This is a genomic window from Neopararhizobium haloflavum, from assembly GCF_002750855.1.
Taxonomy (GTDB): Bacteria; Pseudomonadota; Alphaproteobacteria; order Rhizobiales; family Rhizobiaceae; genus Georhizobium; species Georhizobium haloflavum.
Window position 1 is genome coordinate 271394 of sequence record NZ_NWUC01000002.1, and the last position, 21833, is coordinate 293226.

Here is a 21833-nt window from a genome sequence, read left to right on the forward strand (position 1 = left end):
CGGCGAACTGATACTTGCCTGGCCTGGCCTGGCGCCAATACTGGCCGGCGCGGCGGCGTCTTCGGGCCAGCCTTGCTACAAGGCGCGGACGGTCTGCATGCCCTCGCCGCGCAAGGCAGGCGTCGTCCTCAACACGTTTCGCAGCGGCAGCCCGAACCCCGGCGCCTCGATTTCGAAGAGGTCGCCCGGCGCGGTGCGCACACCATCGGCAAATGACAGCGTGGCGGTGCCGAACATGTGGACATGGACATCGCAGGGCTGACGGAAGAGGTCATACTTGAAGTGGTGATGCTCCAGATTGGCGATCGAATGGGACATGTTCGCCTCTCCCGAAAGGAACGGCTTTTCAAAGACGATCTCTTCGCCGCGACGAATGCGCGATGTCCCACGAATGTCGTCGGGCAACCTGCCGACCAGTATTTCCGGGCCGAAGGCGGCGGGGCGCAGCTTGGAATGGGCGAGATAGAGATAGTTGACCCGCTCCATCACGTGGTCGGAGAATTCGTTCGACAATGCAAAGCCGATCCGAAAAGGCGTCCCGTCGGGTGCGATGACGTAGATGCCCGCGATCTCCGGTTCCTCGCCCGCATCGTCTGCAAAGGCGGGGGAGACCAGCGCTGCGCCCGGCGCAACGACCGCGCTGCCGTTTCCCTTGTAGAACCATTCCGGCTGCACGCCGGCCGCTCCGTTCTGCGGCTTGCCGCTCTCCAGCCCCATGCGGAACATCTTCATGGAATCGGTCAGCGTGTCCGGGTCGCCGGCCGCCTTCTGGTGCATGCTGTCGCGTGTTGCTGCCGATCCGAGATGGGTGAGGCCGGTGCCGGTGAGATGCAGATGCGCGGGATCGGGATGATGGACGGGTGAAAGCAGGCGGCCCTCCTCATAGGCCTCTTCGAGGTCGACTGCCGCGCCGAAGCCCTGCTGCCCGACGAAGGCCGAGAGGCTGGCGCCGGCCCCGATGCACGCCATCGCCAGCGCATGGACGCTCTCGGCGCCGCGCACCTCGTAGGCCTCGGTTCCTTCACGCGCGACGACGGCGAGCGATCCGTCGGCCCTTCGGATCTGCGACAACAGCATGGCCATATCCGCGCTATCCCTTGTTCTTGTTGTAGACGTCGAAGATCACGGCTGCGAGCAGCACCAGACCCTTGATCACCTGCTGGTAATCGATGCCGATGCCGAGGATCGACATGCCATTGTTCATCACGCCCATGATGAACGCGCCGATCACCGCGCCAACGATGGTGCCGACACCGCCGGACATGGAGGCGCCGCCGATGAAGACCGCCGCGATGACGTCGAGCTCGAATGCAAGGCCGGCTTTCGGCGTTGCCGTGTTGAGCCGGGCCGCAAAGACCAGGCCGGCCAGGGCGGCGAGCATGCCCATGTTGGCGAAGGTCAGGAACACCAGCCGCTCGGTGCGGATGCCCGACAGCTTCGCCGCCTTCTCATTGCCGCCGATGGCATAGATGCGCCGGCCGATCGTCGTTCTGTTGGCGACGAAGGAGTAGATCGCGATGAGCAGCGCCATGACGATGAACACGTTCGGCAATCCACGGAAGGTCGCCATGAGAAAGCTCACATAGACGATCGCCGCGAAGATCATGACGTTCTTGACGAGGAAGAATGCGAAGGGTTCCTCGACCAGGCCGCGCTGGTGCTCCTGGCGACGGGCCCGTGCGGCGAGATAGAGCAGCAAGGTGGCGAGGCAAACGCCGGCGACCAGCGAGAAGACATTGAAATTCTCGCCGCCGAAAAGGTCCGGCACGAAGCCGGAGGAGATCAGCTGGAAGGTGGGCGGGAACGGACCGACCGACTGGCCGGCAAGCAGCCACAAGGTCAGCCCCTTGAAGACCAGCATGCCTGCGAGCGTGACGATGAAGGACGGAATCCGGTAATAGGCGACCCAAAAGCCCTGGGCAGCGCCGATGGCCGCACCAACGGCCAGGCAGACGATCGCAGCCAACACGAAGTTCACGTCCCATTGCACGATCATCACGGCGGCCAGGGCGCCGACGAAACCGAGGACGGAGCCGACCGATAGGTCGATATGGCCCGACACGATGACCAGGAGCATGCCGACCGCCATGATGACGATATAGCTGTTCTGCAGGACGAGGTTGGTCAGGTTGACCGGACGCATGAGGATGCCGTCCGTCGCGAACTGAAAGAACGCCATGATGACGACGAGCGCGATGAGAATGCCATATTCGCGCATGTTCTTGCGCAGGAAGCTGGCCTGCGCGCCGGGTTCTGCAGCTTTCACTTCGGATTGAGCGATGGACTGATCCATGGGCTAGCCCCCTGCCTTGATGATCGTCGACATGATCTTCTCCTGCGTCGCATCGGCGGACGCCATTTCCCCGACGAAGCGCCCCTTGTCCATGACGTAGAGGCGGTCGGTGATGCCGAGCAGTTCCGGCATTTCGGAGGATATGACGATGAGCGATTTGCCGGCTGCGGCAAGGTCGCGAATGATCGTATAGATCTCGAACTTGGCGCCGACGTCGATGCCGCGCGTCGGCTCGTCGAGGATGAGGATGTCCGGATCGGCGAACAGCCACTTCGACAGCACCACCTTCTGCTGGTTGCCGCCGGACAGATTGATGGTGGCCTGCTCGATCGAAGGGGTCTTGATGTTGATCTTGCGGCGATACTCTTCCGCGACCTCGCCTTCCAGATGCTTGTCGACGACGGCGCCTCTCGCCACCGCTTCCAGATTGGCCAGCGGGACGTTGCGCCGGATCGTCTGGTCGAGGACGAGCCCATAGGTCTTTCGGTCTTCCGTGGCATAGGCAAGACCCGCCTTGATCGCCTTCGGCACGCTGGAAATATCGGACTTCTCACCGTTGATGACGGCCTCGCCCTTGATCCCGGTGCCGTAGGAGCGACCGAACAGGCTCATGGCAAGCTCGGTGCGCCCTGCCCCCATCAGGCCGGCGATGCCCAGCACTTCGCCGCGGCGCAGATTGAAGCTGACATCGTCGACGACCTTGCGCTGGCTGTCGATTGGATGATGGACGGTCCAGTTGCGCACTTCCATGACGACTTCGCCGATGTTCGGGGTGCGCGAGGGATAGCGGTCCGACAGGGAACGTCCGACCATGTCGCGGATGACCCGGTCCTCACTGACGGCGCCTGCCGCACAATCGAGCGTCGAGACCGCCGCGCCATCGCGCAGCACGGTGATCGTGTCGGCGACCTTGGACACTTCGTTGAGCTTGTGGGAAATGAGGATGGACGAGATGCCACGATCGCGGAACTCCGACAGCAGCTGAAGCAGCGCGTCACTGTCCCTTTCGTTGAGCGAGGAGGTCGGCTCGTCGAGGATGAGCAGGCGAACTTCCTTGGAGAGCGCCTTGGCGATCTCGACGAGTTGCTGCTTGCCGAGGCCGAGATGGGCGACCTTCGTCTCCGGGCGTTCCGACAGGCCGACCCGGGCGAGAAGCTGCGCCGTGCGGCGGTTCGTCTCGTGCCAGTCGATGACACCGCGCGTTGCGCGCTCATTGCCGAGAAAGATGTTCTCGGCAATCGAGAGCAGCGGCACCAGGGCGAGTTCCTGATGGATGATGACGATGCCGTCGCGCTCGCTGTCGGAAATGCCTGAAAAACTCTTCACATCGCCGTCATAGACGATGTCGCCCTCGTACTGGCCGTGCGGATAGACGCCGGACAGCACCTTCATCAGCGTCGATTTTCCGGCGCCGTTCTCGCCGACCAATGCGTGAATCTCGCCCCGGCGCACCTTGAAGCTGACATTGTCCAGCGCCCTCACCCCGGGAAACTCCTTGGTGATGCCGCGCATTTCCAGAATGGTGTCCATCGAACCGTCTTCCTGCCGCTCGGCCCGCTATCGCGCCGCCAAGACCCGCCGGGAAGGCTCCGGACCGGCAGGCCCGGAGCCGACGTTGCTTATTCGAACTCGCCGGCTTCGTAGTAGCCGCTGTCGATCAGCACCTCTTCCCAGTTCTCCTCCGTCACCGGGACCGGCTCAAGAAGATAGGAAGGCACGACCTTGACGCCGTTGTCATAGGTCTCGGTGTCGTTGATCTCCGGCTCACCATCGTTGAGGACCGCCTCGACCATGCCGACCGTGACGCGTGCCAGTTCGCGCGTATCCTTGAAGATCGTCGAATATTGCTCGCCCGCCAGGATCGACTTGACCGACTGGACCTCCGCATCCTGGCCAGTGACGATTGGCATTTCCATGTCGCCCGACCCGTAGCCGACTCCCTTGAGAGACGAGAGGATGCCGATGGAAAGGCCGTCATAGGGCGAGAGAACGCCGTGGACCTGGTCGTCGGTGTAGTTGGCGGAAAGAAGGTTATCCATGCGGGCCTGGGCCACCGAGCCGTCCCAACGCAGGGTGCCGACCGTGTCCATGCCCATCTGGCCGGACTTGATGACGATGTCGCCGGAATCGATCATCGGTTGCAGCACCGACATCGCGCCATCGTAGAAGAAATAGGCGTTGTTGTCGTCCGGCGAGCCACCGAACAGTTCGACGTTCCATGGGCTGGCGTCGGGGAAGCGCTCCTCAAGACCTGCGACGAGGGATTCGGCCTGCTGCACGCCCACCTGGAAGTTGTCGAAGGTGGCGTAATAGTCGACATGCTCGCTGTCGCGGATCAGGCGGTCATAGGCGATGACCTCGATGCCGGCCGCATCCGCGTTGGCGAGCGCGTTGGACAGCGTCGTCCCATCGATCGAGGCGATGACGAGAACATCGACGCCCTTGGTGATCATGTTCTCGATCTGCGAGAGCTGATTGGGGATGTCGTCCTCGGCATATTGCAGATCAGTCTCGTAGCCCGCTTCCTGGAACTGCTCGACCATCGAATTGCCGTCGGAAATCCAACGGGCAGACGACTGGGTCGGCATGGCGATGCCGACATAGCCCTTGTCCTGTGCGTGAGCTGGTGCCGTCAGCATGACAGCCGTAAGCGCGGTCGCGGCAAGCGCGCCTTTGATGCGTTTCATGATTTTCCTCCCAGAATTGAACAGGATCGCCAGCCGATGGCGTGCATCGCAAAGCTGCCTGGCCGATCTCCTCCATCGGTCCGACAAGTGTTAGATGGGCAGCGATATTACCGTCAAATTCGCTTTTTTCTGCTTGATATGATCTTTTTGATATATCGATGGAGGAGACGCATCTTGGCAAATGGGAGCGAATACAGCCGGGACCGGTTGATGCGTCGCGGTCTCAAGCTGATTCATCTTCGTTTAATCGCCGCGCTGGCCGACACGGGGCAGATCAGCGCGGCGGCGGGCCAGCTCGCCATCTCGCAGCCAGCCGCCTCGCGCCTGCTCGGCGAACTCGATCGCATCGTCGGCACCAGGCTCCACACGCGCCACCCACGCGGCATTGTCCTTAGCGAACCGGGCAGCCGGCTGGCGGAGTGGGCCCACCGCGTGCTGCGCGATCTCGACGCCGCCGACCGCGAGATCGACGAGCTGGCGGCCGGGCAGCGCGGCCTGGTGGGCATCGGCGCGGTGACCGGACCGGCGCTGGAACTGGTGTTGCCGGTGCTGCGGCAATGCCGTGTGACCCATCCGGGGATCTCGGCCAACATCGTCGTCGACACCAGCGACAAGCTCTCCGAATTGCTGATGAGCGACCGCCTCGACTTTTATGTCGGCCGGATCCCCCAGGATCATGACCACAGCGCATTCAGGGCCGACCTCATCGGTCACGAACCAGTGAGCCTGATCGTGCGGCGCCAGCACCCTCTGACGCGGGGCGGAGCGCCGACGCTGGCACAATGCGTTCTCTATGACTGGGTGCTCCAGGCGCCGGGGGGATTGCTGCGGCACACCGTCGAAACCTATCTGCTGGAACGGGGCCTTCCACTGCCCGCCCGTGTCATCAGTACGTCATCGACGCTGATGACGCTGGCGCTGATATCGCAATCGAATGCCATTGCGCCCATCGCACGGTCGGTGGCCGAATTCTTCGGCGGCAACGAGGGGCTTGGCGGCCGCATCGATATTCTGCCAGCGGCAGCGGACCTGGTCGTTTCACCCTATTCAATCCTGATGCGCAGCGACCGGGATCTCTCACCTGCCTCGCGCATCATCCATGACATGATCCGCAGCCGGATCGGCGCCAATGGTGGGACCACGCTTGGCTGAACGCTCCAGGAGCCAGGCCATATCCCGCCTGCCTTCCGGCAGATCGGCTATGCCTGCCGCCAAGAGCAGCGTGGACCCCAGCGCCTCCAGCCCCTCTTCGAGGTGATAAAGCAGGACATAAGAAACGCCGTAGCCGCTCGTGTCGAGAACATAGCCGCCGATCAGTTCGAGGCCGATGGCGCCGGCGAAGAAGAGGCCTATGCCAAGGGCCAGGTAGGTGCGCGGAAGAGCGGGCAAGCGCCGCCAGGCGAAGAAGAAAGCCAGCGTGATGACGGCAGCGATGAGGAGGCCGGGCACCACCCATGCAAAGTGCAGCGCGCCCTCACCCCCTCCAAGTTGCTCGCCAACCGGCTCTAGCCGTTCGTGAATGCCGGCGAAGTCGTCGAGAGACATGGCAAAGATGATGACGGACATCGTCAGCCATATCCCGACATCTCTCCTGCGTCGGTGCCAGCGCGTATAGGCTGCAATGAGATGGGTATAGCCGGCGCCGGTGAGGACGGTGACGCTGTACCAGGTCCAGATGTTCGCTTCGCTCGCCGCGTCAAACAACACGCGCGTTCCTTGCGCCACCGGCGTCAGGCCAAGGCCCATGGTGAGGCTTGGCAGGCCGATGAGTACAAAGCCGACGCAACACACGGCAATGGCCGCGTGCTCGAGTTGGACCTTCTTCATGATGGGCTGTCCCGATGGCTCAAGGGGTCTTCATCGCCCTTTCGTAGGTTTCAAACGTCTGGTCGGCGCAGCGCTGCCAACTGAACATACCGGCCCTTTCTAGGCCACGCGCGGAAAGATCCGCGCAAAGCGCGTCATCGTGCGCCAACCGCTCCAGTCCAGAGGCGATCTGTTCAGCGTCTTCCGGGTCGGTAAGGAGTGCAGCCCCACCCGAAACCTCCGGCATCGAGGCTCGATCGGATGTCAGCACCGGCACACCCGAGGCCATCGCCTCCAGGATCGGCAAGCCAAAGCCTTCATAGAGCGAGGGAAAGGCGAAGAACCGCGCACCACCGACAAGGATCGGCAGTTCGGCGGACGGAATGTAGCCAAGTCGCTTCACCGTGCCGGCAGCGACTGCCGCATCCAGCCGGGCGATCAGTTGTTCGTTGTGCCAGCCGCCACCACCAGCGACGACGAGCGGCAGGGCTCGCGCCACACCGGGCGGCAGCTTTTCCCAGGCATCGAGCAGGCGTTCCAGATTCTTGCGCGGCTCCAGATTGCCGACGAACAGGGCATAGGCGCCGTAGCCAAGTCCGTATCGGGTCAACTCGCTGGCCGCCTCCTCTCTGCCGATGGGGCGAAATCCGGCCGCAGGCCCAAGATGGATGACGTCGATCCGTTCGCGTTCGACCCCGCAAAGTTCGACAATTTCCTGGCGGGTGAATTCCGATACGGCGATGATCCGTTCGGCACGGGCGATGGTGTCGTCCAGCCCGCGCGTCAGCCAGTCCATGCGCTCCCTGGGATGAATGTCCGGATAGCGCAGGAAAGACAGGTCGTGAATGGTGGTCACCAGCCGGCCGGCCTGCTGTGGGGCGACGAAGTTCGTCGCATGGCAGACCACCGGCCCGCCGCTCCCCATATCCTCCATCAGTGCCGCGCGGCGCGTTGCAGACTGGCGCGCGCGCACGGCGTTTATGCCAGACTGGACGAGTTTGCCGAGGCCCGGCAAGGCGACGAGACCATCCTTGGCCCGCTTGATGAGCGAGGGGGGCGGCCTTGGCGCATCGACGGCCGCCAGCGCTTCCTCGAACGTCATCAGCCGATCGTCCATCAGAACGTCGAAGCGTTCGATCCGCGTGTCGCGCGAAAGGCGCGAAATGAGTTCGAGCGTGTAGACCCCCACGCCGCTGCGCGGCGGATGCAAAGGCCAGCCATCGATGACGACCTTCATCCCGTCCGAAATCCTCTCCGCGTGTTGGAAATCTGGCGTCCCTGAACAGGGCGCATTGTGGTCATCGGCGCGTCAAGGGGCAACCGCTGGAGCGCAGCTGAGGCTGCACATCGTGCGTTTTGCACCGCAATCCGGCAGAAAAGCGACCGAAGGCGTTACGCCACCCGGTCGCCTGGCGCCTCACCACGAAAATAGGCATCGAGATTGTCGAGCGCGCGAAAGCCCATGGCATCGCGGGTCTCGAACGTCGCCGAGCCGATGTGCGGGAGGAGGAAGACATTGTCGAGCGCGGCGAGACGGGCGTTGCCTCCCGGCTCGTCCTTGAAGACATCGAGACCGGCGGCAAAAACCTTCCCCGACGTCAGAGCGCCGATCAGCGCGTCTTCATCGACAAGGGCGCCGCGCGCGGTGTTCACCAGGATGGCGCCGTCGGGCAGCTGCGCCAGACGGTCGGCGTTGATGAGGTCACGCGTGTCGGGCGTCGTCGGACAATGCAGGGAAAGCACGTCGGAGACCGCCAAGAGCCCCTCGAGCGTGTCATGGAAGATGGCGCCCTTCTCCTCGGCCGGATCGAGGCGGCGGCGATTGTGATAGTGGATCTCCATGCCGAAGCCCCGCGCGCGCTCGGCAGCGACCTGGCCGACACGCCCCATGCCGAGCACGCCGAATCGCTTGCCGGTGACCTGGCGTCCGACCATGAAGGCAGGCGACCAGAAGGACCATTTGCCCTCGCGCACGAGACGGTCCCCCTCCGCACCGCGCCTTGCCGCACCGAGCATGCAAAGCATGGCGATCTCGGCCGTGGCATCGGAAAGGACGTCGGGCGTGTTGGTGACGACAATGCCCTTTGCGCGCGCGGCGTCGAGATCGACATGATCGGTCCCGACCGAATGGTTGGCAATGATCTTCAGGCCGGCGGGAAGCGCACCGATCACCTCGGCGGAGAAGTGCTCGGAGTGGCATGGCAGAACCGCGTCGACGGCGGAGCAACGCTCAAGCAGTTCATCACGCGAGAAGACGTGGTCATCCTCGTTGAATTCGACGTCGTAGTCGCGCGCCGCGCGCGTCTGCACGCCATCCGTCAGGCGACGGGTTATCAGAAGACGGGGACGAGCCATATCTCAACCTATGCTTCAAGAGGACCGGTTGTTCGGCTTCAGGAAGTCGTAGGCCGCCAACAGAATGGTGATGCCGACCACCACCGACAGATCGAGGCGCGGCACTTCGTAGATCAGGATGCCGAGAAATGCTGCCAGAACGGCAAGGGCGATGACGGCAATCGTCTTGTTCATGGGTCCCGTTCCTTTGTCTCGTCTATTGCGTTTGCTCTTCGGCCAGATAGCCCTCGAGCCATCGTGCCGTGCGCAGCAACCGGCCGTCGCCATGGCTGGGGCCGATCATCTGAAGACCCATCGGCATGCCGGCTTCATCGGTGAAGAGCGGCAGGCTGACGGCCGGCGTTCCACACAAGGTCCACACCCCGTTGAAGACCGGATTGCCCGTCGACGCGAACCCGGCGGGCGCCGGCCCCGTGGCAGCGGGCATGATGATCGCGTCGCAGCGCTCGAACACCTCGTCAAGCGCCGCGTTGAGAAGACCGCGCCAGTCGAGCGCGGCAATATAGTCGCGCGCGGGTATGGCTTTGCCCTCGCCCATCATGGCAGCGACGGATGGCGGCAGCTGATCGCCGGCCTTCTTCTCATAGGCATAGTAGCATTTGGCCATCTCGGCCGCATAGATCGTGCGATGCTGCGCCAGCGCTTCCTCGAAGGCGCGGGGCAAATTGACCTCGAAGCACTGATCGCCGAGAACGGTGACCAGTTCCTCAACCGCTTCCTTCATCGCCGGCTCGGCCTCTTCCCAGCCGAACGGACGAATAAAGGCCAGGACGGGCGTGAGCGGCGGCTTGGAGGCCGCGGTTTCGATCAGCCTCGGACCCGGTGCCATTGAAGTCGCCGGATCGGACGGGCAGTAGCCGGCAAGCACATCGGCGAGAAGTGCGGCATCTTCTGCCCGCGCGCCATAGACACCGACCGTATCCAGCGTCGGCGCGGAGCGAAGAATGCCAGTGCGCGGGATGACGCCGTAAGTCGGCTTGAAGCCGGTTACGCCGCAATAGGAGGCCGGGCGGATGATCGACCCGCCGGTCTGCGTGCCGATCGCCAGCGGAACCATGTGCGCGGCCACGGCAGCAGCGGAGCCGGACGAGGACCCGCCCGGCGTGTGCGCTGCGTTGTGCGGGTTGGTCGTCTTGCCGGAATCGAGAAAGGCGAGTTCCGTCGTCACGGTTTTCCCCATGACGATGGCGCCGGCCTGCTTGAGGCGCTCGACGACGAACGCATCGGTCTTTGGCACGCGGCCCTTGTCCATCGCCGAGCCGTTCTCCGTTGGAATGCGGGCCGTGTCGATGATGTCCTTGATGCCGACCGGCAGGCCGTGAAGCGGGCCGATGGGCTTGCCATGCTTGCGACGAAGATCGAGCGCTTCGGCCTGTTTCAGGGCGAAGTCGGAATCGAGCCAGGCCCAGGCCTTCACCTCTGGCTCCCGGCGAGCGATGACCTCCAGGCACGCGGCTGTCAGATCGACAGCGCGCAGTGCTCCGCTTTCAAGGCGTTTCTTGAGAGTTGCGGCACCCAGGGCGATCAACGCCTCGGGTGCCTCCTTGCGCTTAACCATAGACCAGATTCGGCAGCCAATAGACGATTTGCGGGAAGACGTAGACCGTCACCATGGCAATGATCACCATCGCCAGATACGGCATACATCCCTTGAAGATGGAGGTCAGCCTGACCTCCGATGGCGCGATGCCCTTCAGATAGTAGGCCGACATCGCCATTGGCGGGGTCAGGAACGACGTCTGCAGGTTGAGTGCCACCAGGATCCCGAAGAACAGCGGATCGACACCGAACTGATCGAGCAGCGGCAGGAAGATGGGTACGAAGATGATGATGATCTCCGACCATTCCAGCGGCCAGCCGAGCAGGAAGATGATGATCTGCGCGAGGATGAGGAAGGTGACCGTGTTGAGATCCAGCCCTTCGACGAAGTGAGCGATCAGGTTCTCGCCGCCGAGATAGGAGAACACGGACGAGAAGGTGTAGGAACCGACGAAGAGCCAGCAGACCATCGCGGTGGTGCGCACCGTCAGATAGACCGACTCACGCAGGCGTTGCCAGGTGAGCGCCCGATAGACCACCGCCAGCACCAGACCACCGAGCGCGCCGATCGATGCCGCTTCCGTCGGTGTGGCCAAGCCGAAGAGGATCGAGCCGAGCACCGAGAGAATGAGAACCGCAAGCGGCAGGAACGACGTCGCGATCATGAAGATCAGCTTGCCGACCGGCACGTCCGGGACGTCGCCCGGCGCGGGTTTCGGCGCCACACTCGGTTGCATGATGGCCCGGCCGACCACGTAGAGCAGATAGAGGCCGGTCAGGAGCAGGCCCGGCAGCAGCGCGCCGGCATAAAGCCTGACGATCGACACGCCCGACGCCGCGGCATAGACGATCAGCATGATCGATGGCGGGATCAGGATCCCGAGCGTCCCGCCGGCGCAGATGATGCCGGACGCGAAGCTGTGATCGTAGCGCGCCCGGAGCATGGCCGGGAGGGCCAGAAGCCCCATCAGCGTCACCACGGCGCCGACGATGCCGGTCGCCGTCGCGAAGAACATGCAGGTGATGAGCGCGGCGACGCCGAGCGAACCGGGAATGTTTTTAGATGCGATGTTGAGTGTGGTGAACAGCCGTTCGACGATGTTGGCCCGCTCGACGATGTAGCCCATGAACAGGAACAGCGGGACGGCCGTCAGAACCTCGTTCGACATGACCGTGTAAGTCTGGTTCACGAAAAGGTCGAAGATGCGGTTGTTGAAGAACCCTTCGATCCATAACTGGACCGATTCGAACCCGCCCGCGCCTTCTTCCAATCGGAAATATTCGCGCCACATGCGGCTCGGATCGAAATAGGCGTAGTAGCCAAAGCCGATGCCCATCGCCATGAGCGTGAATGCAATGGGGAAGCCGAGGAACACCAGGAATATGAAAATCCCCAGCATTGCGATTGCGATTTGCGGATCGGTCATTTGCGGTCTCCCTCGCCAGCGGGATGTTCACCGCCGACAATCGGCACACCGCCCTCCATCTTGCTGCCTTCCTGCAAGAGAAGGTCTTCCGTTTCCATGACGTCCGGCTCCGGATCGCGCCAATAGCCTTCCCTGATGCACAGGATGCACCGGCAGACCTGCGCAATCCCCTGTACGAAGAGCAAAAGCCCCGCCGCGACGATCACCGTCTTGAACTGGTAGATCGGGATACCGGCCGGGCTGTTGATGCTGACCTCGCCGTAGCTCCACGAGCGAGAGGCGTATTTTGCACCGGACACGATGAGCGCCAGCACGCCGGGGAAGAAGAACAGGAAATAGAGAACCAGTTCCACCTTGGCCTGCGTCTGCGGCTTCCAGGTCCGATAGATGAAGTCGCCGCGGACATGGCCTCCGCGCGAGAGCGTATAGGCTCCACCCATCATGAACAGGGAGCCATAAAGAATGAACGAAACGTCGAAGGCCCAGGGCGTCGGGTTGTTGAAAAGGTAACGCACGAGAACTTCGTAGGACATGCCGAAGGTCATCATGATGATGAGCCAGGCGAACGCCTTGCCGAACCATGCCGAAAGGGCGTCAGCAAAGTTGATGAACCGAACCATGGGATTCCCCGGTAGGTAGCTTGAAGAAGCCCGGCAAGAGCTGTTTTCTTGCCGGGCTCACCATTTCACTCACATTCGAGCAAGCTCAGAGTTTCAGCTTACCCGGGAAATAGTGCTCGTAGGCCAGCTGATAGTCGGGCGTGTTCATCAGTTCGTAATAGGTCACGCGCTCGACCCAGTCGCGCTGGCTCTGAAGAACGCGGGAGATGTACTCATCCTGATCGAGTTCTTCGATCAGCCGGTCCCAGCCCTCAAGCTGCGCCTGCAGGATCTCGTCGGAGGTCCTGTGAACCTTCGTGCCGCCGGCTTCCAGCTCAGCAAGGTCGCGCGAGTAATTGTCGAGCGCCTTGGCCGTGTTGGCCGTAGCGGAGGCTTCCACAGCATAGACCAGGATCGATCTGAGGTCTTCGTCCAGATCTTCGAGGAAAGGCCGGTTGAAGATGAACTCGAACTGCTCGGCCGCCTGGTGATAGGACGCGAGGTAGTAGTTCTCGGCCACGTCCTGCGCGCCGAAGCGACGGTCGGAGGTCGGGTTGTTGAACTCGAAGGCGTCGATGACGCCGCGCTCCATGGCGGGAACGATTTCACCGCCAGGCAGCTGGGCGACACTCATGCCCATGCCCTGCAGCAGATCGGCGGCGAGGCCGACCGTGCGGTACTTGAAGCCCTCGATGTCGGCGACCGTGTTGACCTCGTTCTTGAACCAGCCGAACGGCTGTGCCGGCATCGGCATGCCGAGATAGCCGATGACGTCGAGGCCGAGAATGTCCTGCGTGAGCTCACGATAGAGCTCGTCGCCGCCGCCGGCATAGAACCATGAAAGCAGCGTTGTCGGATTCCCGCCCAGAACCGGGCCGGTGCCGAACATGGAAGCGCCCTTGTGCTTGCCGTACCAATAGGCGCAGACCGAGTGCGCGATATCGATAACGCCGTCCGACACACCGTCCATGACCTGAAAGGCGCCAACCACGGCGCCGGCCGGAAGGAGGTCGATCGTCATGCGGCCGCCGGACATCGCTTCGACGCGATCGGCGTAATCCTGCGCCATTTCCTGCCAAACGTCCGAGGATGGCCATGATGTCTGCATGCGGACGACGAGCGGCGACTGCGCGAGAACGGCAGGTGCTGCGAGCGTGGAACCGGCCGCCGCGCCCCCGAGGACGGCGCTGCCGCGCAGGAACGACCGGCGTGAGACGGTCTTGTTGTCTTTGGATGTCATCAATCTCTCTCCCATTTAAAACGAACTTGCTATTCCGTTGTTGTTTTCGCCGATCATATCGATCGGCCCTCCTCAATCAACTCCTTTTACAGCCATTTCTTGCTTGGTGGGATTCTATATCGAAAACCATTCAGAATTGGTTCGAATTTGCTGCGTCGCACAAAGTCCAGGTCCGTGTCTTCTGGTCGCACAATGCCATGAGCGGACGCGCCTCGTACCTGCGACGCCATCATCACCAAACTGAATAATGCATTCTCTTTGCACACCGGCGGACAACACCATTATTCCGCGTCGCGGACCAGAGGTCGAGCGGCAGAAACTCGTCGGTATATATCAGACTTTCGTCGTAGAGCGTCGTTGCAGGATGGCGCAATGCTGCAGCGCATCAAAAAGCTGCCGCTGGGCCGCTGGCAGGGCCAACCCACGATCAGCCACGCTCGGCGACCTCAGCGAGCAGCCGGCGGGCAAAGATCAGGATTCGTCGGCAGCAGCCGCCGCAGCCGCTTCCGGCCAATCGGCACCGACCAGGTTGTCGCCCGGATCGTCGACGCGGGCGCCGGAGGTCGTATAGGCCGCATAAGACGTCGCCTGCCATGTCTGGTTGAGGATCAGCGAGGCGCCATAAGCCAATACGCCAGCCGCCACCAAAGCCACGAGGAACACTTTCATTTTACGCCTTCTCCCCAACCGTCCTGCCGTTGCAACCCGCCACCAGCGCGAACCGCTGCAACGCCGAATGTTCTTGTCGACGGGCTATCCGGCGCATGCCGACAGCCGGCTACCTTGTTATTCAGCGGGCGCGACGGTGCCACGCGGCGGCGACGTCGTTTCCACGGTGGCATCCTTGCCGGCAACCCACAGCGGGTGATGCTCGCGCGCCCAATTGACGTCGACCTCGCCCTTGCCCATCGCGTCGAACGCGCCTTCCATGCCGAGCGTGCCGATATAGATGTGGCCGAAGATCACGGCGACCATGATGGCGGCAAGAACGGCATGGATGATCTGCGAGAGCTGCCAGTTCGTCGGATCGCCGGTCAGCTCCGGGAACATCAGAAGCACGCCGGTGACCGAGAGCGCGGCGCCGCCGAGAACGACCGCCCAGAAAATGATCTTCTGGCCCGCGTTGAAGCGCTTGGCCGGCGGATGCTTGCCATTGCGCAGCATGCCGCCGCCCGCCTTGATCCAATCGATATCGATGCGACCGGGAATGTTGTCCTTGATCCAGACCAGGAACATGATGGCGATGCCGAGCATGAAGGGCCAGGCCACGTAGTTATGCACGAACTTGCCGAGCTGTGTGGCCGAGGCGAACGTGTCCGCGCCGAAGAGCGGAAGCAGGATGTAGCGGCCGAAGACCAGATTGAGGCCTGTCAGCGCAAGGAGAATGAAGCAGACGGCCGTCATCCAGTGCGCGAAGCGTTCAAACGAATTGAAGCGCTTGATGGTGCGGCCGGCAAAGCCGTGCTCAAGGCGGATGCGCCCGCGCACGAAGTAGAAGATGGCCAGCAGTGCCAGCGTGCCGAGGATGACCGCCGCGGAGACCCAATAAACGGTGTTGTTGTGCGTTCCGCTCCAGTCCCGCCCCTCGGGCTTGATCAAAAGGCCGGCATCCTTGTTCGGAATGGACACGCGGCCCGATACGGCCTGGCCTTCCTGCAACGCTTCAAGAAGTTGCTGCTCCTGCACCGATCGCGCGGTAGGGTTCACCGGCTCCTGCGCCATGGCAGGCGCGGTGACGAAGGCCACCAGCGTCAGCATCGCGAGGGCGAAGGCGAGCCGGGCGAAGTTCAGTTGGGCGACCATAAAAATGTCCTTTCCTGCCTTGCCTTTGAGCGGGCCCGCAGCAAGCCGCGAGCGCCATTCGTCCTCAGACGTTGATGGTTTCCTGATAGGCCGTCTGCCAGCCCCAGGCACCCGAACCATAACCGCGTGTCGTGACGCGCTCGCGGTAGATCTCGGCGATGATCTCGCCGTCGCCGGCCAGAAGCGCCTTGGTCGAGCACATCTCGGCGCACAGCGGCAGCTTGCCCTCGGCGAGACGGTTGGCGCCGTATTTCTCGTACTCCGCCATCGTCATGTCCGCTTCCGGGCCACCGGCGCAGTAGGTGCATTTGTCCATCTTGCCGCGCGAGCCGAAGTTGCCGACCTTCGGATATTGCGGCGCGCCGAACGGGCAGGCGTAGAAGCAATAGCCGCAGCCGATGCAAAGATCCTTGGAATGCAGGACCACGGCGTCGGCTGTCGTATAGAAGCAATCGACCGGGCAGACGGAGGCGCAGGGCGCATCGGTGCAGTGCATGCAGGCCATCGACACGGAACGCTCGCCCGGCAGGCCGTCATTGATCGTGACGACGCGGCGCCGATTGATGCCCCACGGCACCTCATGCTCGTTCTTGCAGGCCGTGACGCAGGCATTGCATTCGATGCAGCGGTCCGCGTCGCACAGGAATTTCATACGTGCCATCAGTCCATCTCCCCTTACGCGGCCTCGATCTGGCAAAGCGTCGCCTTGCCTTCATGCATGCCCGTCACCGGATCGTAGCCATAGGTGGTGATCTGGTTGACCATTTCGCCGAGCACGATCGGATCGGTGCCTTCGGGATAGTTTCCGCGCTGGCTTTCGCCCTGGTACCAGCCGGCGAAGTGGAACGGCATGAACGCCGCCCCCTTGCCGACGCGCTCCGTCACCAGTGCCTTGACGCGGGCACGGGAGTCGTTCTCCGGCCCGGTCACCCAAACCCAACCGCCGTCGGTGATGCCACGCTCGGCAGCGTCAGCGGGATTGATCTCCACGAACATGTCCTGCTGAAGCTCGGCGAGCCACCGGTTGGAACGGGTCTCCTCGCCGCCGCCTTCGTATTCGACGAGACGGCCTGAGGTGAGAACGATCGGGAACGATTCGGGAATGCCCTTGTCGATGGCAGCCTGCTGCACCGTATGGCCGATGTTCGGCACGCGGAACTCGCGCGCGTCGTCCCGCGTCGGGAATTCGGCGACGAGATCGGGCCGCGGCGTGTATATCGGCTCGCGATGCTGCGGGACCGGGTCGGGTAGGTTCCAGGCCACGGCCCGCGCCTTGCCGTTGCCGAACGGCACGCAGCCGTGCTCCATCACAACGCGCTGAATGCCACCCGACAGGTCGGTCGACCAGGATACGGCATCGACGTCATCTCCGCCCTGGCGCTCGATCTGGCTGAGTTCCTCGGCGGTCAGATCGCCATCCCAACCGAGTTCGCGCAGCACTGCCATGGTGAATTCGGGATAGCCGTCATCGAGTTCCGCGCCGACGGAGGACGTGCCCTCTGCCAAGAGGGTAACGCCGTCACGCTCCAGCCCGAAGCGGGGGCGGAAATTGCCGCCACCGTCCATCACATGGACTTCGCTGTTGTAGAGAATGTGGGTGCCGGGATGGCGGACCTCCGGCGTTCCCCAGCACGGCCAAGGCAGCCCGTAGAAATCCCCGCCGACATCCGGCGCATCGGCCGGCGCGCGCAGTGTCACCAGGTCGAACTTGTCCTGGTTCGCCATATGCGCCTTGAGACGCTCTGGCGATTGGCCGCAATACCCTGTCGACCAGCCACCACGGTTGATCTCCCTGAGCAGCGATTCAGCCGACGGCTCTGGGCCGAACTTGCCCTCGACCATCTCGATGTTCTTGAACATCTCCTCGGCGAATCCGAGCTCCTGAGCCAGGCGATACATGATCCAGTAATCGGTCGCGGATTCGAAGATCGGGTCGACGATCTTCTCGTACCACTGGATCGACCGGTTGGAGCACGTCCGCGAACCGTTGCACTCGAACTGCGTGGCGGCCGGCAGAAGATAGGTGCCGTCCGGACGGGCATGGAGCGATGCGAAGGACGTGGGATGCGGGTCGACCACGACCAGCAATTCCAGCGCCTCCAGGCCAGCTTTAACTTCGGGCTGGCGCGGCACGGTGTTGCCGCCATGGCCGAGCACGATCATCGCCTTCAGATTGTCGCGCTGGTCGACCTCTTCCGCATCGAGCAGCGTTGCATCGAACCACCGGGTCGAAGGAATGCCCGGCGTCTGCATGTTCTGCTCGCGGGTGCGCGCCTCGCGCCCTGCCTTTGCCGGCACCTCGTCGAAGCGGGAGACGAAATAGTCGTAGTCGACCTCCCAGACGCGGGACCAGTGGCGCCAGCCGCCCTCGGTCAGCCCGTAATAAAGCGGCAGGTTGGAGATATCGAGCCCCAGATCCGTCGCGCCCTGGACGTTGCAGTGGCCGCGGAAGATGTTGGCGCCTGTCCCGGCCTTGCCGACATTGCCGGTGGCCAGCAACAAATTGCAGTAGGCGCGCACATTGGCCGTGCCGACGGTGTGCTGCGTGCCGCCCATGCACCAGATGAAGGTTGCGGGCTTTTGCGTCGCGAAGGTCTCAGCGACGCGGCGCAGCTGCTCACCGGGTATTCCGGTCACATTCTCGACGCGCTCAGGCGTCCATTTCTCACACTCGGCGCGAACCTCGTCCATGCCGAAAACGCGCGCGTCGATGAAGTCCTGATCTTCCCAGCCATTGGCGAAGATGTGGTGCATGATGCCCCAGATGACGGCGATGTCCGTCCCGGAGCGCATCCGGACATATTCGGTCGCGTGGGCCGCCGTGCGGGTGAAGCGCGGATCGAAGACGAAGACGTTTGCCTGCTGCTGCTCCTTGCCCGACAGGATATGCTGCAGCGAGACCGGATGGGCCTCGGCAGCGTTCGATCCCATGAAGATGACCGTCTTGGAATTGCGGATGTCGTTGTAGGAGTTCGTCATCGCGCCGTAGCCCCAGGTGTTCGCGACACCTGCGACCGTGGTCGAATGGCAGATGCGAGCCTGGTGGTCGACCGAATTGGTGCCCCAGAAGGCAGCCAGCTTGCGGCAGAGATAGGAGCCCTCGTTGGAGAATTTGGCCGATCCGAGCCAATAGACGGAGTCTGCGCCGGAATTCTCGCGAAGCTCGACCAGCTTCTGGCCAATCTCGGAGAACGCATCGTCCCAAGAGATCCGCACCCACTCGCCGTTCTGCCGCTTCATCGGATATTTCAGGCGACGGTCGCCATGAACCAGTTCGCGCACCGATGCGCCCTTGGCGCAATGCGTGCCGCGATTGATCGGGCTGTTCCAGGACGGCTCCTGCCCTGTCCACACGCCGTTCTGTACTTCCGCGGTCACCGTGCAGCCGACCGAGCAGTGCGTGCAGATGTTCTTGCGGATGTCGACCTCGACACCCTCCATCATCGGGCCGGCGGCGGCTTTCCTGACGGTGCCCGCGCCGAGTGTGCCGGCCGCGGCGAGACCACCGACGGCCAGACCCGAGCGCTTGAGGAAGGAACGTCTATCGAGCGTTGCGGATGCGAGCCCCGCCACTGCGGACTGGAGCCTTGAGCGGCCTGCCTGGCCGGACTTGCGCTTAACGAGCATTGCGCCCTCCCTCAGTAACGATTGGTGCGGTAGAAGGCCTTGACGTGGTCGGTCTCCTGGTACCGCGCCTTGCGCATCTCATCCTCGGTTTCCTGGGCCTGCGCCTCATTGACAGCTCCCGCTCCGACGACCGCGGCTGTCGCGGTCGCGGCCGTCGCGCCGGCGAACATGCCGAGAAAACCGCGACGCCGCAGTCCCTTTTGCTCTTCCCTGTTCGTCATCCGAGCCTCCATTCGGCGCCAATGCGCATCAGTTCATGTTTTCCGGCCAGCCGGCCGGCATTTCAGGCTGCCATGTCAAACGCGACGGATTCGACATCGACAAAGGCAGCGCCAACCGCCGCCACCGCCCGGTAGAACCTTGCGGACGGCGCAGTTGCCAAATCCTTGAAGAAAAGTCCCGCCCACGGTTCGATATGGCGAGCAAAGAACGCCTGTTGCGTCACGCCCTCCTCTTCGAACCGCCCGGCGGCAAGACCGGCCATGACGTCGCAGAGAATGGCGATGTGATCTTCCGGATCGTGAAGGCCGGCTTCACGCTCGAGCCCGAGCACCACCAAGTCCTGGCGCACAGCGGCGAGCGGGCGCTCGTTGAGGAAGCCGGTCAGATAGAAGGATGCGTAGGGCAGCAACTCCCCGCGGCCGACACCGACGAAGAGCGAGAAGAATTCGTCCTCAACCGCGCCCGGATCAGCCGATCGTGCGGCATCGGCAAGCGCCGTATGCGCACGGCCAAGTGGCGTGTCGTCGCCGCGCAGGCCGGAGAGTTTGTGAAGCAGGTCGGGACCGGGACAGCGCGCAAGCAACTCGCCGAGCAGGCCGTACTCATGAGCACGCAGAAGGTCGACGTCATCGACCGACCCGTCACGAGAGGAAACCGTCAACTTGTCGCTGGCAACAGCCACGTCCACAACGCCCCTTTCCCTCGTCGCCTTCCCCAGGTCATCGGATTACGCCGCTTGGACGCCGACAACTCTCCTATTGTTGCAAATGATTACCGATAGTTGCGCGCGTGGCAATTGAATTTATTCAGTATTACCGCACGGAAAAACATGAGTATAAAAGTAATATTTATGAGAAACCATGGAGATTGCACAGCGATCGGCTGGCCATGATCGGGGATATGGCGACGAAGCCCTCATCGCAAATACGCAGAAGATTGCATGACTTTCCATATCCGATCCATACGGGAGAAAAGGTGTATTATGCATATTTTTGCATAGTTCACCCTCAGCGTGGCTTGGCACCGCCGTGTCGTTTCGCCGACCTGGCTTCACTCGCCGTCGAAACCGGTTCCGGCTCTTCTCCATCATCATCTACGACGAAAGTCGTAGATGTGGACAATGCGCTCCTGGCGGCAACCACATCCGGAGCGGTGTCCTCAAGATCGGGCAAGGCTGCGTCTCCATCGCCTTCCGACTCGGACTCGTCACGCGCGACGAGTTCGGCTTCGTCCAGTTGGTCTTCTTGCAGTGGCCGAACCTCGGGCTTTTGGGCGCTCTGCCGCCAGTCGCCGCTCGAAAACATGGCATCGACGAGCTTGGCGGCGGCAGCCGAGGCGACGCGTCCTCCCGAGCCGGGAACGCCGCCCGGCGTGTTCCAGTCATAGGCGTAGTCGCGCGCGACATCGAGATAGCCGTTGATCTTGGGATTGAGCAGCCACATGCGCCGACGGGCCGCGTTGCGCAGCCCGGCCGGCACGCCCTTGCGGAAGAAGGGATCGAGCCCGGCGCGATCGGTCACGCTGTCGATCGGCGGCAGTGCGTCGATTTCTTCCTGGCTGATCGCGTCGTCGTCATCATCGCCCGCCTGCTCGTCAAACACCTGATCCGGCGCTGACGCTTCGGCCGGCGCCTCGATCACCTCGTCTGGCCGCAGCGCATCGCGCTTCCTGCGCGACCAGCGCGCGAGGAACCCCTTTTCGTCGTCGCCCTGCGGCTCGTCGCTCATGGCAGATACTCGTCCTTGTCCAGCACGCGCTTGCCGCCGCGGGTCAACGCATCGGGATCGGCGCGCCGCCGCTTGCGCTTCTCGAAGACGTGTTCGACGTGATGAACGGCGACAAAGTCGGCGACCCAGTCCCTGATCGCTGCCGGCATCGAAACCGCCTCGACGACAAAGCCGGGATCCCCTGCCAGCGCCTCGCCCTCGTAGGGATCGGCCGTCACGATCATGACGCCGGTGGCGCTATCGGGACGCATCGATATCCAGAGCGATGGCCCTGCGACGAGGTTGTCGCGGTAGTGGGCCGTTTCCCCCGAATAGAGGGTGATGGCGTGGGCACCGGCATAGTAGCTCTCGACGTCGCCCGCCGGACCGAGGCGGGTACCGGGCTCGGTCTCGGGGACATCAGGCAGAGCGGCCGACGGCGCGAAGCCGCGCTTTGCCCAACGGGTCACCGGCTTGCGCGATACCGTGATCACGCCGACGCGTCTTGAAACTTTCGGCATATTCCGAC

The 21833-nt window shown here is 62.9% G+C and carries 21 protein-coding genes; 1 reads left to right on the forward strand and 20 read right to left on the reverse strand.

The window, feature by feature from the left end; genetic code table 11:
• Window positions 1-75: 75 nt before the first annotated feature.
• The 4 genes from araD1 to chvE all read right to left on the reverse strand — a co-directional run bounded on the left by araD1 (window position 76) and on the right by chvE (window position 4980).
• Window positions 76-1077 (reverse strand): AraD1 family protein, encoded by a 1002-nt coding sequence (gene araD1 / locus CN673_RS05715; RefSeq protein WP_099865615.1) that lies wholly within the window; start codon window positions 1075-1077, stop codon window positions 76-78.
• 13 nt (window positions 1078-1090) lie between these two features.
• The gene (gene mmsB / locus CN673_RS05720) at window positions 1091-2293 is read right to left on the reverse strand and encodes a multiple monosaccharide ABC transporter permease (protein ID WP_099865282.1); all 1203 of its coding nucleotides are present in this window, start codon (window positions 2291-2293) and stop codon (window positions 1091-1093) included.
• 3 nt (window positions 2294-2296) lie between these two features.
• Window positions 2297-3823, reverse strand: a complete 1527-nt coding sequence (gene mmsA, locus CN673_RS05725; RefSeq protein WP_099865283.1) for a multiple monosaccharide ABC transporter ATP-binding protein — start codon at window positions 3821-3823, stop codon at window positions 2297-2299.
• Between the two features lie 89 nt (window positions 3824-3912).
• A complete protein-coding gene (gene chvE, locus CN673_RS05730; protein ID WP_099865284.1) occupies window positions 3913-4980 on the reverse strand; it encodes a multiple monosaccharide ABC transporter substrate-binding protein in 1068 nt (355 codons plus the stop codon).
• Window positions 4981-5154: 174 nt separating this feature from the next.
• Between chvE and CN673_RS05735 the strand changes: the two genes are divergently transcribed.
• Window positions 5155-6132: a LysR substrate-binding domain-containing protein gene (locus CN673_RS05735; RefSeq protein WP_198585906.1), complete on the forward strand. Its 978-nt coding sequence runs from the start codon at window positions 5155-5157 to the stop codon at window positions 6130-6132.
• Here CN673_RS05735 and CN673_RS05740 read toward each other — a convergent pair.
• The 16 genes from CN673_RS05740 to CN673_RS05810 form a co-directional block, all read right to left on the reverse strand.
• Window positions 6058-6807: a DUF8692 domain-containing protein gene (locus tag CN673_RS05740; protein WP_099865286.1), complete on the reverse strand. Its 750-nt coding sequence runs from the start codon at window positions 6805-6807 to the stop codon at window positions 6058-6060. The genes CN673_RS05735 and CN673_RS05740 overlap by 75 nt on opposite strands.
• Before the next feature lie 19 nt (window positions 6808-6826).
• The gene (locus tag CN673_RS05745) at window positions 6827-8023 is read right to left on the reverse strand and encodes a glycosyltransferase family 4 protein (protein WP_099865287.1); all 1197 of its coding nucleotides are present in this window, start codon (window positions 8021-8023) and stop codon (window positions 6827-6829) included.
• Between the two features lie 155 nt (window positions 8024-8178).
• Complete coding sequence (locus CN673_RS05750) at window positions 8179-9141, reverse strand: 2-hydroxyacid dehydrogenase (RefSeq protein WP_099865288.1); 963 nt, start codon at window positions 9139-9141, stop codon at window positions 8179-8181.
• Between the two features lie 15 nt (window positions 9142-9156).
• Window positions 9157-9315: a hypothetical protein gene (locus CN673_RS21090; protein ID WP_198585907.1), complete on the reverse strand. Its 159-nt coding sequence runs from the start codon at window positions 9313-9315 to the stop codon at window positions 9157-9159.
• Window positions 9316-9337: 22 nt separating this feature from the next.
• Entirely contained in the window at window positions 9338-10699 is a 1362-nt protein-coding gene (locus CN673_RS05755) for an amidase (RefSeq protein ID WP_099865289.1), read from the reverse strand.
• A complete protein-coding gene (locus CN673_RS05760; RefSeq protein ID WP_099865290.1) occupies window positions 10692-12107 on the reverse strand; it encodes a TRAP transporter large permease in 1416 nt (471 codons plus the stop codon). Before CN673_RS05760 ends, CN673_RS05755 begins: the two co-directional genes overlap by 8 nt.
• Window positions 12104-12727 carry a TRAP transporter small permease subunit gene (locus CN673_RS05765; RefSeq protein WP_099865291.1) on the reverse strand — a complete coding sequence of 208 codons (624 nt, stop codon included), beginning with the start codon at window positions 12725-12727 and terminating at the stop codon, window positions 12104-12106. The genes CN673_RS05760 and CN673_RS05765 overlap by 4 nt, the downstream gene beginning before the upstream one ends.
• A gap of 85 nt (window positions 12728-12812) precedes the next feature.
• On the reverse strand, window positions 12813-13946 hold the full coding sequence (locus CN673_RS05770; RefSeq protein ID WP_099865292.1) for a TRAP transporter substrate-binding protein: 1134 nt from the start codon (window positions 13944-13946) through the stop codon (window positions 12813-12815).
• 471 nt (window positions 13947-14417) lie between these two features.
• Window positions 14418-14615 (reverse strand): hypothetical protein, encoded by a 198-nt coding sequence (locus CN673_RS05775; protein WP_099865293.1) that lies wholly within the window; start codon window positions 14613-14615, stop codon window positions 14418-14420.
• Between the two features lie 117 nt (window positions 14616-14732).
• Window positions 14733-15749, reverse strand: a complete 1017-nt coding sequence (locus tag CN673_RS05780) for a formate dehydrogenase subunit gamma (protein ID WP_099865294.1) — start codon at window positions 15747-15749, stop codon at window positions 14733-14735.
• Between the two features lie 64 nt (window positions 15750-15813).
• The gene (gene fdh3B / locus CN673_RS05785; RefSeq protein ID WP_099865295.1) at window positions 15814-16410 is read right to left on the reverse strand and encodes a formate dehydrogenase FDH3 subunit beta; all 597 of its coding nucleotides are present in this window, start codon (window positions 16408-16410) and stop codon (window positions 15814-15816) included.
• 14 nt (window positions 16411-16424) lie between these two features.
• A complete protein-coding gene (locus CN673_RS05790) occupies window positions 16425-19376 on the reverse strand; it encodes a formate dehydrogenase subunit alpha (protein WP_099865296.1) in 2952 nt (983 codons plus the stop codon).
• Between the two features lie 11 nt (window positions 19377-19387).
• Window positions 19388-19597 carry a formate dehydrogenase gene (locus CN673_RS05795; protein ID WP_245409796.1) on the reverse strand — a complete coding sequence of 70 codons (210 nt, stop codon included), beginning with the start codon at window positions 19595-19597 and terminating at the stop codon, window positions 19388-19390.
• Between the two features lie 62 nt (window positions 19598-19659).
• Window positions 19660-20280: a TorD/DmsD family molecular chaperone gene (locus tag CN673_RS05800; RefSeq protein WP_245409797.1), complete on the reverse strand. Its 621-nt coding sequence runs from the start codon at window positions 20278-20280 to the stop codon at window positions 19660-19662.
• A gap of 325 nt (window positions 20281-20605) precedes the next feature.
• Window positions 20606-21325, reverse strand: coding sequence for a DUF3306 domain-containing protein (locus CN673_RS05805; RefSeq protein WP_099865299.1), 720 nt, complete (start codon window positions 21323-21325; stop codon window positions 20606-20608).
• On the reverse strand, window positions 21322-21825 hold the full coding sequence (locus CN673_RS05810; protein WP_099865300.1) for a DUF3305 domain-containing protein: 504 nt from the start codon (window positions 21823-21825) through the stop codon (window positions 21322-21324). Before CN673_RS05810 ends, CN673_RS05805 begins: the two co-directional genes overlap by 4 nt.
• Window positions 21826-21833: the final 8 nt, after the last annotated feature.